Annotated in this window: 15 protein-coding genes and 1 pseudogene; 13 read left to right on the top strand and 3 right to left on the bottom strand. The window is 72.6% G+C overall.

The window, feature by feature from the left end; genetic code table 11:
- The first annotated feature begins 10 nt into the window (after positions 1–10).
- The 6 genes from IG84_RS0112965 to IG84_RS0112940 all read left to right on the top strand — a co-directional run bounded on the left by IG84_RS0112965 (position 11) and on the right by IG84_RS0112940 (position 6,363).
- Positions 11–1,267, top strand: coding sequence for an SCO2321 family membrane protein (locus IG84_RS0112965; RefSeq protein ID WP_051861663.1), 1,257 nt, complete (start codon positions 11–13; stop codon positions 1,265–1,267).
- Entirely contained in the window at positions 1,264–1,959 is a 696-nt protein-coding gene (locus IG84_RS0112960) for an SCO2322 family protein (protein ID WP_078648793.1), read from the top strand. The genes IG84_RS0112965 and IG84_RS0112960 overlap by 4 nt, the downstream gene beginning before the upstream one ends.
- A complete protein-coding gene (locus tag IG84_RS0112955) occupies positions 1,956–3,137 on the top strand; it encodes a CbiQ family ECF transporter T component (RefSeq protein WP_051861683.1) in 1,182 nt (393 codons plus the stop codon). The genes IG84_RS0112960 and IG84_RS0112955 overlap by 4 nt, the downstream gene beginning before the upstream one ends.
- A complete protein-coding gene (locus IG84_RS0112950; protein ID WP_031055273.1) occupies positions 3,134–4,780 on the top strand; it encodes an ABC transporter ATP-binding protein in 1,647 nt (548 codons plus the stop codon). Before IG84_RS0112955 ends, IG84_RS0112950 begins: the two co-directional genes overlap by 4 nt.
- Positions 4,777–5,688, top strand: coding sequence for an ECF transporter S component (locus IG84_RS0112945; protein WP_245659334.1), 912 nt, complete (start codon positions 4,777–4,779; stop codon positions 5,686–5,688). The genes IG84_RS0112950 and IG84_RS0112945 overlap by 4 nt, the downstream gene beginning before the upstream one ends.
- A 228-nt stretch (positions 5,689–5,916) precedes the next feature.
- Complete coding sequence (locus IG84_RS0112940; RefSeq protein WP_382467346.1) at positions 5,917–6,363, top strand: aggregation-promoting factor C-terminal-like domain-containing protein; 447 nt, start codon at positions 5,917–5,919, stop codon at positions 6,361–6,363.
- Positions 6,364–6,423: 60 nt separating this feature from the next.
- Here IG84_RS0112940 and IG84_RS0112935 read toward each other — a convergent pair whose 3' ends face one another.
- Both IG84_RS0112935 and IG84_RS0112930 read right to left on the bottom strand, forming a co-directional pair.
- Positions 6,424–6,948, bottom strand: coding sequence for a DinB family protein (locus IG84_RS0112935; protein WP_031055263.1), 525 nt, complete (start codon positions 6,946–6,948; stop codon positions 6,424–6,426).
- 157 nt (positions 6,949–7,105) lie between these two features.
- Positions 7,106–8,275, bottom strand: coding sequence for a steroid 3-ketoacyl-CoA thiolase (locus IG84_RS0112930; protein WP_031055262.1), 1,170 nt, complete (start codon positions 8,273–8,275; stop codon positions 7,106–7,108).
- Positions 8,276–8,549: 274 nt separating this feature from the next.
- Between IG84_RS0112930 and IG84_RS0112925 the strand changes: the two genes are divergently transcribed.
- From IG84_RS0112925 to IG84_RS0112895, 7 genes are all read left to right on the top strand, one after another.
- Entirely contained in the window at positions 8,550–9,782 is a 1,233-nt protein-coding gene (locus IG84_RS0112925; protein WP_031055257.1) for a cytochrome P450, read from the top strand.
- 300 nt (positions 9,783–10,082) lie between these two features.
- A complete protein-coding gene (locus IG84_RS0112920; protein ID WP_031055255.1) occupies positions 10,083–10,703 on the top strand; it encodes a DUF6230 family protein in 621 nt (206 codons plus the stop codon).
- The gene (locus tag IG84_RS41565) at positions 10,694–11,152 is read left to right on the top strand and encodes a DUF6114 domain-containing protein (RefSeq protein WP_245659333.1); all 459 of its coding nucleotides are present in this window, start codon (positions 10,694–10,696) and stop codon (positions 11,150–11,152) included. The genes IG84_RS0112920 and IG84_RS41565 overlap by 10 nt, the downstream gene beginning before the upstream one ends.
- Before the next feature lie 43 nt (positions 11,153–11,195).
- Positions 11,196–11,888: a hypothetical protein gene (locus IG84_RS41130; protein ID WP_031055249.1), complete on the top strand. Its 693-nt coding sequence runs from the start codon at positions 11,196–11,198 to the stop codon at positions 11,886–11,888.
- A 468-nt stretch (positions 11,889–12,356) separates the two neighbouring features.
- Positions 12,357–13,697, top strand: a complete 1,341-nt coding sequence (proP, locus tag IG84_RS0112905; RefSeq protein WP_037800185.1) for a glycine betaine/L-proline transporter ProP — start codon at positions 12,357–12,359, stop codon at positions 13,695–13,697.
- 93 nt (positions 13,698–13,790) lie between these two features.
- Positions 13,791–14,117 carry an antibiotic biosynthesis monooxygenase family protein gene (locus tag IG84_RS0112900; RefSeq protein ID WP_031055243.1) on the top strand — a complete coding sequence of 109 codons (327 nt, stop codon included), beginning with the start codon at positions 13,791–13,793 and terminating at the stop codon, positions 14,115–14,117.
- Between the two features lie 7 nt (positions 14,118–14,124).
- Positions 14,125–14,631, top strand: coding sequence for a GNAT family N-acetyltransferase (locus IG84_RS0112895; RefSeq protein WP_245659332.1), 507 nt, complete (start codon positions 14,125–14,127; stop codon positions 14,629–14,631).
- Between the two features lie 10 nt (positions 14,632–14,641).
- Here IG84_RS0112895 and IG84_RS37930 read toward each other — a convergent pair.
- Positions 14,642–16,707: pseudogene (locus tag IG84_RS37930) on the bottom strand (MFS transporter).
- Positions 16,708–16,911: the final 204 nt, after the last annotated feature.

The raw sequence follows: 16,911 nt of genomic DNA, 5'->3' as shown, positions 1-16,911 counted from the left end.
CACCGACCCCATGGCCATCACGGCCCGCTCCCTCGCCGCCCCGGCGCGCCGCTGCGCCGCGGCCCTGGCCGCCGTCGTGCTGTGCGCGGCCGCTGCCCCCGCCGCGTTCGCCGACGACCCCGCGCCCGCCGCGTCCCCGAAGCTCCCGAAGGGCTTGTACGGCAGCACGGACCCGAAGTACGACGGCGTCTGGCGGCAGTCGCTGGCGCTGCTGGCGCAGGACACCGCGGGCGTGCGCCCGGCGGACTCGGCGGTGGACTGGCTCGCCGGACAGCAGTGCGCCGACGGCGCGTTCACCGCGTACCGCGCCGACCCGAAGCAGCCGTGCGACGCGAAGACGATGCGGGACACCAACCAGACGGCCGCCGCCGTGCAGGCGCTGGCCGCGGTCGGCGGGCACGCGGACGCGGTGCGCGAGGGCGTCTCCTGGCTGAAGTCCGCGCAGAACGACGACGGCGGCTGGGGCTCCGCCGCCGGCGCCCCGAGCGACGCCAACTCCACCTCGGTGGTGATCGGTGCGCTGGCCGCCACAGGCACGAAACCGGAGTCGGTGACCGCCAAGAAGGGCGGCAAGACGCCGTACGAGGGGCTGCTCGCCTTCCGCCTCGGCTGCGACGTCGAGGAGAAGGACCGCGGCGCGTTCGCCTTCCAGGCCAAGGAGGGGAAGCTCGCCGCCAACGAGGACGCGACGGCCGCCGCGGTGCCGGGGGCGCTCGGCAAGGGCTTCGTCGTCGAGCCGGGCGCGCACGCCCCGGCGAAGACGTCGTGCGGGGAAGCGGCCAAGGACGCGCGCGGCGCCGCCGGCGACGCCGCTGACCAGCTCGTCTCCGTCCTGGACGCGCACGGCCACCACCTGATGTCCGCCATGCCCGGCGCCGAGTCGCAGCCGGACGTCGGCAACACCGCCGACGCCGTCGTCGCGCTGGCCGCCGCGGGGCGTGCCGACGCGGCGAAGCAGTCGCTGGGCTGGCTGCGCGGGCACTCGGCGGCCTGGGCGAAGCAGAGCGGCCCGGCCGCGTACGCGCAGCTCATCCTCGCCGCGCACGCCACCGGCGGCGACCCGCGCGACTTCGGCGGCACGGACCTGGTGACGAAGCTGAACGCGACCGGCCCGAAGCCCGCGTCCGCCGCCTCGGACCAGCGGGCCGACAAGGAGCAGCAGGACGAGGGCGGCATCTCCGTGTGGTGGGTCGTGGTCGTCGGCCTGGCGGCGGGCGCCGGCATCGGCTTCCTGCTGAGCGGCCGCAGGAAGCAGAACGAGCTGTGAGCAGCGCCGTCCGTATCGCGCGCGGCCTCGGCGCGCTGGCCCTGGCCGGGGCGGCCACGGGCCTGGCCGCCGCGCCCGCGCACGCCGAGGAGTACCGCTACTGGTCCTTCTGGACCGCGGACACGGCGACCCACGGGGGCGGCGGCTGGACGTACGCCACCGAGGGGCCGTCGACGGCGCGCCCCGCCGACGGCGGCGTGGCCGGCTTCCGCTTCACCGTCAGCGCCGATTCCGCGCGCGCCGCGAAGCCGCGCGCGGCCGCCGATTTCGACGCGGTCTGCGGCGGTACGAAGGCGGCGGACGGCCGCAAACGGGTCGCCGTCGTCCTCGACTTCGGCACGGCGGCGGACGCCCCGAAGGGCGAGACGCCGCCCGCGGCCCGTACGGAGTGCGCGCGGGTCCCTGAGGACGCGAGCGCGGGCGATGCGCTAGCCGCGGTCGCGGCGCCGCTGCGGTACGACTCCAGTGCGCTGCTGTGCGCGATATCGGGCTATCCGAAGACGGGGTGCGCGGAGCAGGCGGGCGGCGCGTCGGAACGCGAGCGCTCCACCGAGTCCGCGGCGCCTGATGTCGGCGCGTCCGACGAGCACACTGGTGCCGGCGGGCCCTCCGCCGGACTGATCGGCGGCATCGCCGCGGTCGCCGTCCTCGGCGCCGCCGCGGTGTGGCAGGCCCGGCGCCGGCGCGGATGACCGGCACCCGCGCCCCTGACCGGCTGGGCGCCCCCGCCCGGCTGCGTGCTCCCCTCGCCACGCGGGGGCGCGCGCTGCACGCCGGCGCGTGGTGGCTGTGGGCGCTGGGCCTGGCGACGGCCGCGTCCCGTACCACCAACCCGCTCCTCCTCGGCCTGCTCATCGGCGTCGCCGGATACGTCGTCGCGGCCCGCCGCTCGGACGCGCCCTGGGCCCGTTCCTACGGTGCGTTCGTCAAGCTCGGTCTGGTCGTGCTCGCCATCCGGCTGGTCTTCGCCTTCGTGCTCGGCTCGCCCGTCCCCGGTACGCACATCCTGGTCACGCTCCCCGAAGTGCCGCTGCCCGACTGGGCTCGTGGCGTGCGGATCGGCGGCCGGGTCACCGCCGAGGGCATGCTCTTCGCGCTGTACGACGGGCTGAAGCTGGCCACGCTGCTGATCTGCGTGGGCGCCGCCAACGCGCTCGCCAACCCGGCCCGCCTGCTGAAGTCCCTGCCGGGCGCGCTCTACGAAGCGGGCGTGGCCGTCGTCGTGGCGATGACCTTCGCCCCGAACCTGGTCGCGGACGTCCAGCGGCTGCGCGCCGCACGCCGGCTGCGCGGCCGCCCCGACTGCGGCGTCAAGGCGCTGCTCCAGGTCGGACTGCCGGTGCTGGAAGGCGCGTTGGAGCGTTCGGTGGCGCTCGCCGCGGCGATGGACGCCCGCGGGTACGGGCGCACCGCGCAGGTGCCGCGCGCCGTCCGCCACACCACCACGGCCCTCACGCTCGGCGGCCTCCTCGGCATCTGCGCCGGTACGTACGGACTGCTCGCGGCCCAGGGCGCCGGGTACGGGCTGCCGGTGCTGGCCGCCGGACTCGCCGCGGCGCTCGCCGGGCTGTGGCTGGGCGGCCGCCGCTCGGTCCGCACCCGCTACCGGCCCGACCGCTGGGGCCCGCGCGCCTGGCTGGTCGCGGGCTCCGGCGTGGCGGTGGCGGCACTGATGATCTGGGCGGGCTCGTACGCGCCCGCGGCCCTGCACCCGCCGGCCGTACCGCTGACGGCACCGGAGCTCCCGCTCTGGCCCGCGCTCTCGGTGCTGATCGGGCTGGTGCCGGCGTTCGTCGCTCCAGTACCGGCGAGTGCCCCGGCGGCAACCGCCGAGCGGCGTACGAAGAACCCGAAGGAGAGGACGACGTGATCCGGTTCGAGCAGGTGTCGGTCACCTACGGGGACGCCGGCGCGCCCGCCGTCCAAGGGGTCGACCTGACCGTCCCCGAGGGCGAACTCTGCCTGCTGGTCGGCCCGTCCGGCGTCGGCAAGTCGACCGTGCTGAACGCCATCTCCGGCCTGGTACCGCACTTCACCGGCGGCACCCTGCACGGCCGGGTCACCGTCGACGGCCGCGACACCCGCACCCACCGGCCGCGCGAACTGGCCGACGTGGTCGGCACGGTGGGCCAGGACCCGCTCTCCCACTTCGTCACCGACACCGTCGAGGACGAGCTGGCGTACGGCATGGAATCGCTCGGCCTCGCCCCCGACGTGATGCGCCGCCGCGTCGAGGAGACCCTCGACCTCCTCGGCCTCGCGGGCCTCCGCGACCGCGCCATCACCACCCTCTCCGGCGGCCAGCAGCAGCGCGTCGCCATCGGGTCCGTCCTCACCACGCACCCCAAGGTCCTCGTCCTGGACGAGCCGACCTCCGCGCTGGACCCGGCCGCCGCCGAAGAGGTACTGGCCATGCTCCAGCGCCTGGTCCACGACCTCGGCACGACGGTCCTGCTGGCCGAGCACCGGCTGGAACGCGTCGTCCAGTACGCGGACCAGGTCATCCTGCTGCCGGCGCCCGGCGCCGCGCCCGTCATCGGCGAGCCCGCCGAGATCATGGCCATCTCCCCGGTCCACCCGCCGGTCGTCGCCCTCGGCCGCGCGGCGGGCTGGTCGCCACTGCCGCTGACCGTACGGGACGCCCGCCGCAAGGCCGGTGCGCTGCGCGAGCGGCTGGCGGGGCGGTCCCCGGCCGCACCGGACGCCGCGGCCGGCGCGCCGCCCGCTCCCGGGGAAGCCGCCGCTCCGGTCGCCGAGGCCACCGGCCTCTCCGTACGCCGCGGCCGCATCGACGCGCTGCACCGCGTCGGCCTGGCCGTACGCCCCGGCGAGACCGTGGCCCTGATGGGCCGCAACGGCGCGGGCAAATCCACGCTGCTGAACACGCTGGTCGGAATGCACGAGCCGGCCGCCGGCTCGGTACGGGTGAGCGGCGCGGTGCCGCACCGCACCGGGCCGCGCGACCTGCTGCGCCGGGTCGGGCTCGTACCGCAGGAGCCGCGCGACCTGCTGTACGCGGACACCGTCGGCGCCGAGTGCGCGGCGGCGGACGCCGACGCGGGCGCGGCGCCGGGCAGTTGCCGGGCGCTGGTCACCCGGCTGCTGCCGGACGTCCCGGACGGCACCCACCCGCGCGACCTCTCCGAGGGCCAGCGCCTCGCCCTCGCGCTCGCCGTGGTCCTCACCGCGCGGCCGCCGCTGCTCCTCCTCGACGAGCCGACCCGCGGCCTGGACTACGCGGCCAAGGCCCGCCTGGTGGAGGTGTTGCGCGGCCTCGCCGCCGAGGGCCACGCGATCGTCCTCGCCACCCACGACGTCGAACTGGCCGCGGAGCTCGCCCACCGCGTCGTCATCCTCGCCGACGGCGAGATCGTCGCGGACGGCCCGACCGCCGAGGTCGTGGTCGCCTCCCCGGCCTTCGCCCCGCAGGTCGCCAAAGTCCTCGCGCCGCTCCCCTGGCTCACCGTCCCTCAGGTCACCCACGCCCTGGCCGAGCTGGAGCACACGGCATGACCAGGGCACACTGCATGAGCCCATGGACGGGCAGGCGGGTGCGGGCCGTCCGGCTCGGGCCGCGGTCGGTGGCCGCGCTCGTGCTGGTCTCGGCCGTCGGCGTGATGGCCTTCGGCTGGCCCCTGCTGGCCGACTCGGCGTCCGGCCTCGCGCACTCCAAGGACGCCCCCTGGCTCTTCGCCGCCCTGCTCCCCCTCCTCCTCGCCGTGGTCGTGGCGACCATCGCCGACGTCGGCCTGGATGCCAAGGCCATCGCGATGCTCGGCGTACTCGCCGCGGCCGGCGCGGCGCTGCGCCCTCTCGGCGCGGGCACGGCCGGTATCGAGCCGATGTTCTTCCTGATGGTCCTGTCCGGCCGGGTCCTGGGCCCCGGCTTCGGCTTCGTGCTCGGCGCGGTCTCGATGTTCGCCTCCGCCCTGCTCACCGGCGGTGTCGGCCCCTGGATGCCGTTCCAGATGCTGTCGATGGGCTGGGTGTCGATGGGCGCGGGCCTGCTCCCGGGGCCCGACCGGCTCCGCGGCCGCCGCGAGATGCTGCTGCTGGCGGTCTACGGCACGCTCTCCTCCCTCCTCTACGGCCTGGTCATGAACCTCCAGGGCTGGCCGTACATCGCGGGCCTCGCCTCCGGCGTCTCCTTCGTCCCGGGCGACCCGCTCCCCGACAACCTCGCCCGCTTCCTCGCTTACTGCCTGGCCACCTCCCTCGGCTGGGACCTCCCCCGCGCCCTGATCACGATCGTCCTCACCCTCACCGTCGGCCCCACCGTCCTGAAGGCCCTCCGTCGCGCCACCCGCCGCGCGGCCTTCGACGCCCCGGTGGCCTTCGCCCCGGCCCCGACGGCTACGTCGCCGGAGCCGGCGCCGGCTCCGGCTCCGGAGAACGGCGGCCGGGGCGGGCTCCCCTTGTGAAGCCCCGCACAAGGACCTTGGTCACATACGAGGCCCGGTAGCAGGAGCCGGCGCGGGCCCGGCCCCGGCTTCCGGCCCTGTTCCCACAGCCGGGTACGAGGCAGCTACGTAACAACGGTGCTTGCCCGCACCCCGAGCCATCTCCCACGGTGAAGTGGTCGCCGGGTCCGCAAACCTCACCGCGCCCGGCGACGCCTCCCCCGTACCCCGTCGGAAGGTCTTTCCTCCGTGCTGTCCCCCGTGTCCTCGCCCGCCGGCCGCACCGCTTCCCCCACCGTCTCCCGCAAGCGGGTCGCAGGCGCCGCCGCCGTCGGTGCCGTGGCGCTCGGCGCCGCCACGGCCGCCTTCGCCACGACCCCGGCGCAGGCCGCCGAGCGGGCGGGCGCGAGCGAGGCGCAGGCCGCGGCGCACCAGCAGATCCCGGACGCGCGGCAGTTCCAGTGCTTCAGCAACATCGTGGAGCGCGAGAGCGGCTGGAACCCGCAGGCCACCAACGCCTCCTCCGGCGCGTACGGCCTCGTCCAGGCGCTGCCCGGCTCGAAGATGGCCTCGGCCGGCACGGACTGGAAGACCAACCCCGCCACCCAGGTCAAGTGGGGCCTGAACTACATGAACGAGCGCTATGGCAGCCCCTGCGGCGCCTGGTCCTTCTGGCAGTCCCACAACTGGTACTGAGCACGAGCGGCTCCCCCTGAACCGCTTCCCCCTTTTCCCTCCGACGGCGCGACCCGGGTCCTAGACCCCGGTCGCGCCGTCGAGGCGTTCGCGCAGCAGGTCCGCGTGGCCGTTGTGCCGGGCGTACTCGGCGATGAGGTGCACCAGGATGCGGCGGAGCGAGACCGGCTGTCCGCTCGCCGCATGGGTGCCCGTCGCGTCCAGCGAGGGCGCGGCGGCGACGAGCTTGCGGGAGTGCGCGCACTCGGCGCGCCAGAACGCCAGCTCTTCCTCGACATCCCCCTCGAGCATCTCGAAGTCCTGGTCGGGATGGTCGTCGGAGTAGTACGGGAAGTCGTCCCGCTCGCCCGCGAACTGCACGCGCAGCCACCAGTGCTCGACGCCGGCGAGGTGCCGGATCAGGCCGTGCAGGCTCAGCCCGGACGGCGGGACGCTCTTGTCGGAGAGGCGCTCGGGCGGCAGCCCGGTGCACTTCAGCTCGAAGGTCCTGCGATGCCAGTCGAGGAACGAGGTGAGGATCTCGCGCTCGTCACCGACGAGGGGCGGGGCCGGGCGCTCCTCCTCCCCCGCCCAGACCGGCGGCATGTTGTCCGTGGGGATCTTCGGTGGTCCTGTCGGGTCTGCCGAACCCGTCGGTTCTGTCGTCATGCCAGGAGTGTGACAGGCGCCACTGACAGCGCCACTGACAATGGCCGCCGGGCCGCGAGCGCGGGGCGCCGACGGCACAGCCGCCGGCCGATCGTCACAGCCGCTGGATGATCGTCCCGGTCGCCAGCGCGCCGCCCGCGCACATCGTGATCAGGGCGAATTCCTTGTCGGCGCGCTCCAGTTCGTGCAGTGCGGTGGCGATGAGGCGGGCCCCGGTCGCGCCCACCGGATGGCCGAGGGCGATCGCTCCGCCGTTGACGTTCACCTTCTCCAGGTCCTGTTCGAAGACCTGCGCCCAGGACAGGACGACGGACGCGAACGCCTCGTTGATCTCGACGAGGTCGATGTCCTTGAGGGACATGCCGGCCTTGCCCAGGACGGCCCGGGTCGCGTCGACCGGACCGTCCAGATGGAAGTGCGGGTCGGCGCCGACCAGCGCCTGGGCGACGATGCGTGCCCGGGGCCTCAGCTTGAGCGCCCGGGCCATCCGCTTGGACGCCCACATCACGGCGGCGGCCCCGTCGGAGATCTGCGAGGAGTTGCCCGCCGTATGGACAGCCGTGGGCATGACGGGCTTGAGCCCGGCGAGCGCCTCCATGCTCGTATCGCGCAGCCCTTCGTCGTGGTCGACCAGCCGCCACATGCCCTGCCCGGCCGCCTGCTCCTCCTCGGTGGTGGGCACCTGGACCGCGTACGTCTCGCGTTTGAAGCGCTCCTCGGCCCATGCCCGGGCGGCCCGTTCCTGCGACATCAGCCCGAGCGCGTCGACGTTCTCCCGGGTGAGGCCGCGCTTACGGGCGATGCGTTCGGCCGCCTCGAACTGGTTGGGCAGGTCGACGTGCCACTCGTCGGGGAAGGGCTTGCCGGGGCCGTGCTTGGAGCCGCTGCCGAGCGGCACCCGGGACATCGCCTCGACGCCGCAGCCGATGCCCACGTCGATGACGCCCGCCGCGATCATGTTGGCGACCATGTGGTTGGCCTGCTGGGAGGAGCCGCACTGGCAGTCCACGGTGGTCGCGGCGGTCTCGTACGGCAGGCCCACGGCCAGCCAGGCGTTCCGGGCCGGGTTCATGGACTGCTCGCCGGCGTGGGTGACCGTCCCGCCGACGATCTGCTCGACGCAGTCCGGCTGGATGGCCGTTCTCTCCAGGACTTCGCGGTACGTTTCGCCCAGTAGGTAGGCGGGGTGGAGATTGGCGAGCGCGCCCCCGCGCTTGCCGATCGGCGTGCGGACGGCTTCGACGATGACGGGTTCAGCGGCCATGACTCGTCCTCTCCTGGCTGTCCGGGCGGCCCGGCACCCGGGCAGAACTAGTACGCGTTCTAGTTCCGCGCCCAGTCTCACGAGCCACACGCGCCCGCGCAAGGGTGCCGCGTCGGCCGCACTCGCGAGCATTTCCCGTATGAGCCTTGCCAGTTGTAGAACTCGTTACTACCTTCGCGGCAGATTCTGATGGCTCGTCAGGACGAGCTCGTGAGCCGGTGAGCCCATCAGAATAAGCAGGCAAGCCGGACCCAACCCGGACCTGGAGTCGCCGATGCCCTGCCCCGCGCTGCCCGACGGGTTCGACTTCACCGATCCCGACGTCTACGAGGAACGCGTGCCCCTCCCCGAATTCGCCCGGCTGCGGCGGACCGCGCCCGTGTGGTGGAACGCCCAGCCGCACAACATCGCGGGCTTCGAGGACGACGGCTACTGGGTGGTGACCCGGCACGCGGACGTCAAGGAGGTCTCCACCCGGCCGGACGTCTTCTCGGCGAACCGCAATACCTCGATCATCCGCTTCAACGAGTCGATGACCCGCGACCAGATCGACGTCCAGAAGCTGATCATGCTGAACATGGACCCGCCCGAGCACACCCGGGTCCGGCAGATCGTCCAGCGCGGCTTCACCCCCCGCTCCATCCGCGCCCTGGAGGACGCGCTGCGCGAGCGCGCCACCCGGATCGTCGCGGAGGCGAAGAAGGGCGGCCGCGGCGACTTCGTCACCGACATCGCCTGCGAGCTGCCGCTCCAGGCCATCGCCGAGCTGATCGGCATTCCCCAGGAGGACCGCTCCCGCATCTTCGACTGGTCGAACAAGATGATCGCGTACGACGATCCCGAGCTGGCGATCACCGAAGAGGTCGGCACCAACGCGGCGATGGAGCTGATCTCGTACGCGATGAACCTCGCGGCGGCGCGCAAGGAGTGCCCGGCGAAGGACATCGTCAGCCAACTGGTCGCGGCGGAGGACGAGGGCAATCTCGGCAGCGACGAGTTCGGCTTCTTCGTGCTGCTGCTGGCCGTGGCCGGCAATGAGACCACCCGCAACGCCATCACCCACGGCATGCACGCCTTCCTCACCCATCCCGAGCAGTGGGAGCTGTACAAGAGGGAGCGGCCGTCGACCACCGCCGAGGAGATCGTGCGCTGGGCGACCCCGGTGGTCTCCTTCCAGCGCACCGCCACCCAGGACACCGAGCTGGGCGGCGCGGACATCAAGGAGGGCCAGCGGGTCGGCATCTTCTACGCGTCGGCCAACAACGACCCCGAGGTGTTCGACCGGCCGGAGGTCTTCGACATCACCCGCGACCCCAATCCGCACCTGGGCTTCGGTGGCGGCGGCCCGCACTTCTGCCTCGGCAAGTCCCTCGCGGTCCTGGAGATCGACCTGATCTTCCGCGCCATCGCCGACGCCCTGCCGGACATCGCGCTGACCGGTGACCCGCGGCGGCTGCGCTCGGCATGGCTGAACGGCGTCAAGGAGCTGCGGGTCAGTTACGGGTGACTCCCGCGCCCTGTCGGTACAAGCAACTCCCTTCCCCTGTAAGGGCGGTGGCCACCGGAGCCCGGTGGCCACCGCTTTTTCTTCCGGTGCTCATTGATGCTGCCTTTTGGCGGAAAACCGTCTGCCGCGCAACCTTGCCAACGCTTACTGGCGCACTTACATTCAACTCAACTCGCCGGTAACACCGGCGGTAACACCAGGCTCGCGGCCTGACCCGCCGCGACCGCCTTCCTCCCCACGCGCCTCGTTCTTCTCTCCCCCCACTCATCGATCACGCACGCATCGAAGGGGATATATGCCATGAAAGACGCACACGGCAGACCGGTCACGGGACGCGTCAGCGCGCGGAAGTTCGCCGTGCTCGCCGTCCCGGCCTTCGCGGGCACGGCGGCCCTGGCCATCGCCCTGGCCAACGGGGCGCTGGCGGCGTCCTTCGCCGTATCGGGCCAGCAGTTCAAGGTCTCGGCGAGCAGCCTCGACGGGGACGGCTTCGCCCAGTACGGCGGCGTGGACGCGAACGCCCGCGGCGAGCTGCTGCCGGTCGCGGTGACCGCCATCAAGAAGGCGGAACTGAACAACCTCTGCCAGTCGGTGGTCACCAAGCTGCCCGTACTGGGCAACATCTCGCTCAATCTGACCGCAGGCACAGGCGGCAAGCCCGTCGAGGCCGAGAACCTCTACGTGGACGCCACCCAGCTCTCCGGCAACGCGGCCTTCCACAACATCGAGATCGGCCGCGACGCCTCGACGCTGGACAAGGGGCCGGCCGACGCGCAGGGCATGCAGGACGCCTTCTCCCAGCAGGCCGATGACGTGCACATCACCGATCTGAAGCAGACCGCGTGGGCGACCAACGCGGGCACCTTCAAGCTCTCCGGCCTGAGCATGAAGATCAGCAAGGGCAAGAAGGAATGCTTCTGACCCGGCGACCGGCGGCCCGGCGGTCGCCGGCCCGGCAGTCGGCCGACGACCCGGCACGCCCGCGGTCCGCCTGGTGGCGCTGGCGCAAGGGGCGCCCCTTCTGGGGCGGCCTGGCCACCGTCCTGGCGGGCGCCGAGATCTGCGTGATCCCGCTCGCCCCGCTGAAGATCATGCTGCAGCAGGGCATCGCCGGCATCCCGTCCGTGCTGCTGGGGCTGGTGATGATCGTGCTGGGCCTGGCCGTCTGGATCGCGCCGCAGTACCGCGGGCTGGCAGGCGTACTGACCGTCCTGCTGGCGGCCGCCGCGCTGGTCATGTCCAACCTCGGCGGCTTCCTGATCGGCACCGTGCTCGGCATCCTCGGCGGCGCCCTGATGTTCGCGTGGCAGCCGCTGCCCGCCGCCGCTGACGCGGCCCCCGACCCACCCCCCGCACCTCCGCACCGGTAACCGCACGTTCACCCGCAACGGCACCCGTGAAGGAGCTCCCCCGATGAGACACCACCTCAGACCCGGCACGCCCCGCCGCACCTCCGCCCGCACCCTGCTCGCCGCCGGCACCGGCATCGCGGCCACGGGCGCGCTGTGCCTGGCCGTTACCGCCCCCGCCACCGCGGCGGCACCCGCCGCGGCCGGCTCCACCACTGTCACCCCCGCCGGCCACGCCTTCGCCGCGAAGCTCAGCGGCAAGGCCACCTTCAAGGCCGGTTCGGTGACCGTGACCTGTACGGTCTCCGACGCCACCGGCAAGGTCCCGGACGCGCCCGCGAACCACAACGACGCGGGCGCGGTGGCCAGTACGATCACCGCCCCCACCTACAGCTCCTGCACGACGAGCATGCCGGGCGTCAGCGCCACCGTCACCACCAGCGGCACCTGGGGCGTGGCCATGCAGAACGGCGCGCCCAGCACGGCGGCCATGAACATCCCCCAGGGCGGCGTCGTCGTGAAGACCAGCGGCCTCGCCACCTGTACGGTCACGGCGGCGCCCGGCGGACCCGCCACCGTCAACGGCACCTGGACCAATGGCGCGCCGTCCTCGCTCACCTTCTCGGGCGCCTCGGTCCCGGTGACCGTCACCGGCGGTTTCGGCTGCCCGACCAGCGCGACCACCTCGACGTTCGGTGCCACATACACGGTGTCGGACACGACCGACCCGGCCGCACAGATCACCGTCACCGGCTGACATCCGTGACCTGCTGACCGGCCGGCCCGCATCCGTCCGAGTGGCGCGGCACGGCCGCCGGGCGGATGCTGGACGGGCGACGATCCGACGGCGCGGTACTCCCCGGAGTACCGCGCCGTCCACGTGCGCCAGGCCACACTTACGGGCCCCAGTTCCGCCGGATCGCAGCGACAAGGATCACAGGCATACTTTCGCGATGTCCGGTTTGACGGCGAGGTCGCCCCTGCAATGCGGCGGTTTTAGTCGATTCCCTTATGCAACCGTGCACACTCCGTGACGATCCGTTCTGCCCCTATGGTCGTTGTTCGCCCGTCGGTGGCCCGGCGGGCGAATGTTTTGCAGTCGTCCCAGAGAGCGCAGGCGAGCGAACACGTGCCGACGCACACTTCCGTCGCACCCGGCCCCCGTGCCCGTACGAAAAGTCCGTCCAGCACTTCGGTGCACGGTGCCACGGTCGTCGACCCGGCCATGGCGAAACGGGCCGTCTCGGCCGCCGCGCTCGGTAACGCGATGGAGTGGTTCGACTTCGGCGTCTACAGCTACATCGCGGTCACCCTCGGGCAGGTGTTCTTCCCTTCCGGGAACCCGACCGCGCAGTTGCTGTCGACGTTCGGAGCGTTCGCCGCGGCCTTCCTCGTGCGCCCCATCGGCGGCATGGTCTTCGGTCCGCTCGGCGACCGTATCGGACGCCAGAAGGTCCTCGCGATCACCATGATCATGATGGCGATCGGCACCTTCGCGATCGGCCTGATCCCCTCGTACGCCGCCATCGGCGTCTGGGCCCCGGTACTGCTGCTGATCGCCCGCCTGGTGCAGGGCTTCTCCACCGGCGGTGAGTACGGCGGCGCCTCCACCTTCATCGCCGAGTACTCGCCCGACAAGAAGCGCGGCTTCCTCGGGAGCTGGCTGGAGTTCGGCACGCTGGCCGGCTACATCGGCGGCGCCGGCCTGGTCACCCTGATGACCGCGCTGCTCAGCCATGACGACCTGCTCTCCTGGGGCTGGCGGATCCCGTTCCTGATCGCGGGCCCGATGGGCATCATCGGCCTGTACCTGCGGATGCGCCTGGAGGAGACCCCGGCCTTCGCGGAGATGGAGAAGGAGGCGGCGGAGCAGGAGAAGGAGCGCCGTGCCGCCGAGAAGAAGACCGGCATCCGCGAGATGGTCTTCGGCCAGTGGCGCGCGATGCTGCTCTGCATCGGCCTGGTCCTGGTCTTCAACGTCACGGACTACATGCTGCTGTCGTACATGCCCAGCTACCTGACCTCGGAGCTGAAGTACGACGAGACGCACGGCCTGCTGGTCGTCCTGGCCGTGATGGCCCTGATGATGTGCGTCCAGCCGTTCGCGGGCCGGCTCTCCGACCGCTTCGGCCGCCGCCCGGTCATCGCCGCCGGCTGCATCGGCTTCTTCGTCCTCTCCATCCCGGCGCTGCTGCTGATCCGCCAGGGCTCGCTGGCCGCGATCGGCCTGGGCATGGCCGCGCTCGGCCTGCTGCTGGTCTGCTTCACCTCGACGATGCCGTCCACGCTGCCCGCGCTCTTCCCGACGAAGGTCCGCTACGGCTCCCTCTCGATCGGCTTCAACATCTCCGTCTCGCTCTTCGGCGGCACGACCCCGCTGGTCGTGACGGCCCTGATCAGCGCGACCGGCGACAAGATGATGCCCGCGTACTACATGATGGCCGCCGGCGTCATCGGCGGTCTCGCGGTGTGGAAGATGGCCGAGAGCGCCGGCCGCCCGCTGCCGGGCTCCAAGCCCGCGGTGGCCAGCGAGACCGAGGCCCGCGAACTGCGCGAAGCGGCCTGACCCCGCCACCCGCGCCGACTGCACGAGAGAGCCCCCTGCCCCCGCGGCAGGGGGCTCTCTCGTGCGCGCGGGCCGATGCGGCAGGATGACGGCATGAGCATCGTGAAGATCAATGTGCTGACCGTCCCCGAGGAGCAGCGGGAGGTGCTGGAGAAGCGCTTCGCCTCGCGCGCCGGCGCCGTGGAGTCCTCGGACGGCTTCGAGTGGTTCGAGCTGCTGCGCCCGGTGGAGGGCACCGACCAGTACCTGGTGTACACCCGCTGGCGCGACGAGGAGTCCTTCCAGGCATGGATGGAGGGCCCGATGAAGGCCGCCCACCAGGGCGGCGGCGAGGGTGCCGAGCGTCCGAAGCCGGCCGCCTCCGGCTCCACCGTCTGGTCCTTCGAGGTCGTCCAGCAGGCCGCCCCGAAGAACGCCTGAGGCCGCGGTGACGGGGGAATGCGCGACCGGCCGCCGGGTGTGGGCGGTCGGTGCCGAGCCGGTCGCCTCGCCCGAGGCGGCCGGCGTGCTGCGGGACTACCTCGCCGAAGTGGCCTCCCGCTGGTACGGCCGCCCGGCCACCGACGAGGAGCTGGACCGGGCCGTCGCCGAGGACCCGGTCGAGGACCTGACACCGCCGCGCGGGGTATTCCTGCTGGCCCGGTACGGCGACGAGCCGGGCGGCTGCGCGGGCGTACGGCTGCTGGCTCCGGGCACGGCCGAGCTCAAGCGCATGTACGTCCGGCCCGAGCTGCGCGGCAGCGGGGGCAGCGGCGCGCTGCTGGCCGCCGTGGAGGCCGCCGCGCGCGGCATGGGCGCCCGGCGCGTCCGGCTGGACACCCGCCTCGACCTGGTGGAGGCGATCGGCTTCTACCGGCGGTCGGGGTTCGTGGAGATACCGGCGTACAACGAGGGTCCGTACGCGCAGATCTGGTTCGAGAAGCGGCTGGACTGAGGGCCGGAGGTCAGGCCGCCGGGCGGGCCCCCGTCGCGCGGCGCTGGAGGCGTCTGTCGTCGCCGTTGTGGGGGCGTTCGCCGTCCGAGCCGCCCATTTCGGCGGTCAGTCGGCGGACGAGTTCGGTCAGGTCGGTGGGGCGGTCCTTGGTCCACCAGTCGCCGAGGAGCTCGGCCAGGGCCTCCTGGCGGGCGGCCGCGAGGCGGTGGGCGATCCGCCGGCCGGACTCGGTGAGCACCATCGGCATGCCCTGGCGCTCCGCGAGTCCGCGCTCCTCCAGTTGCCGGGTGGCCTCGGAGATCACGCCGAGTGGTACGGCGCTGCGCTCGGCGAGCAGCGCGGGTTCCACCGAGCCGTAGCGGTTCATCCGCAGCACCATCCAGCTCGCCGCCGGTTTCAGGTCGCACCCGGCGCGCGCGGTGATCGACTGGTACAGCTTCTTGCGGCCCTCCAGGCAGCCGAGCTTGGTCAGCGCGCGGGCGCACTCGTCGTGCGAGGACCGTTCGACGGGGTTCGAGGAGAGCACCTCAGTGGTGTCCGGGGCCGTGACCGAGCCACGTAGCGGCTCCTCCTTGAGCAGCCAGGCCAGCGCGAAGGCGAGCAGGACGACGGGGACCGCGTACAGGAAGACGTTGGTGATCGACGTCGAGTAGGCGTCCAGCACGCCGGATGCCTCGCCCGGCGGCAGCTTGGCCACCGCGCGCGGATCCTCGGCGAGCGTGCCCGGGTCCACGCCGGGCGGCAGCCGGCGGCCGGCGAGCGCGTCGGCGATCCGCGGCCCCAGCATGTTGGCGAAGATCGTGCCGAAGATCGAGACGCCGAAGGACGCGCCGATCGAGCGGAAGAACGTCGCCCCCGAGGTGGCCACGCCCAGGTCCGTGTACGGGACGGCGTTCTGCACGATGAGCACGAGGACCTGCATGACCAGGCCGAGGCCGAGACCGAAGACGAAGAAGTACCCGCTCATCTCGGCGACGCTGCTGGCGCGGTCGAGGTTGTGCAGGAGCAGCAGGCCCACGGCCGTGACCGCGGTGCCGGCGATCGGGAAGACCTTGTAGCGCCCCCGGTACGGCTGACGAGCTGGCCCGAGACCGTGGAGGAGAGCAGCATGCCGACCACCATCGGCAGCATGTGCACGCCCGACATGGTCGGCGAGACACCGTGCACGACCTGCAGGAACGTCGGCAGGTACGTCATCGCGCCGAACATCGCGAAGCCGATGACGAAGCCGATGGCGGAGGTGAGCGCGAAGGTGCGGATGGTGAAGAGGCGCAGCGGCAGTACGGGCTCCGCCGCCCGCCGTTCGACCAGGACGAAGGCGCCGAGGAGCAGTACGCCGAGCACGCCGAGGCCGATGATCTGCCAGGAGCCCCACGGGTAGCTGACGCCGCCGAGCGAGGTCATCAGGACGAAGCAGGCGGCGACCGCGGCGATCAGGACGGTGCCGGGGTAGTCGATGCGGTGCGGGGTGCGGCTCGACGGGATGTGCAGCACGGCGGCGATGACGATCAGCGCGACCGCGCCGATGGGCAGGTTGATGTAGAAGACCCAGCGCCAGCTCAGGTGGTCGACGAAGAGTCCGCCGAGCAGCGGTCCCAGCACACTTGTCCCGCCGAAGACCGCGCCGAACAGGCCCTGGTACTTGCCGCGCTCGCGGGGCGGCACGATGTCGCCGACGATCGCCATCGACAGCACCATGAGACCGCCGCCGCCCAGGCCCTGGACCGCGCGGAAGGCGATGAGCTGCGGCATGTTCTGCGCGATGCCGCAGAGCACGGAGCCGATCAGGAAGATCACGATGGCGGTCTGGAAGAGTTTCTTGCGGCCGTACTGGTCGCCGAGCTTGCCCCACAGCGGGGTGGCCGCCGTGGAGGCCAGGAGATAGGCGGTGACCACCCAGGAGAGGTGGTCCAGGCCGCCGAGCTCGCTGACGATCGTGGGCAGCGCGGTCGAGACGATGGTCTGGTCGAGCGCCGCGATCAGCATGCCGAGCAGCAGCGCGCCGATCGCCACCAGGACGGTCCGCTGCGGCCGGTCCTCGGCGGGGACGGCGGGAGCGCTGGTGTCCTGCGCCATGGACGTCTCCTTACGTCGGAACCGCGGCGGCGGGCGGGCAGGGGCGGGCCCGGCCGCGGCCGGGGAGCGGAGCGCACTCCCCGTCCGGATCATTTTGCCCCGCTATGGCCGGTCGGGCGACGTGTCGGTCGCCGCTTGTTCACGTCCGGGGGCCCTGTGCAGGAGGCGGCGGCATCTGGATAATCGCAGCCGACGACGAGGGAG

Origin of the sequence: Streptomyces ochraceiscleroticus, from assembly GCF_000720485.1 — a bacterium.
Classification (GTDB): Bacteria; Actinomycetota; Actinomycetes; order Streptomycetales; family Streptomycetaceae; genus Streptomyces; species Streptomyces ochraceiscleroticus.
This window is presented reverse-complemented; position numbering and strand designations above follow the sequence as displayed.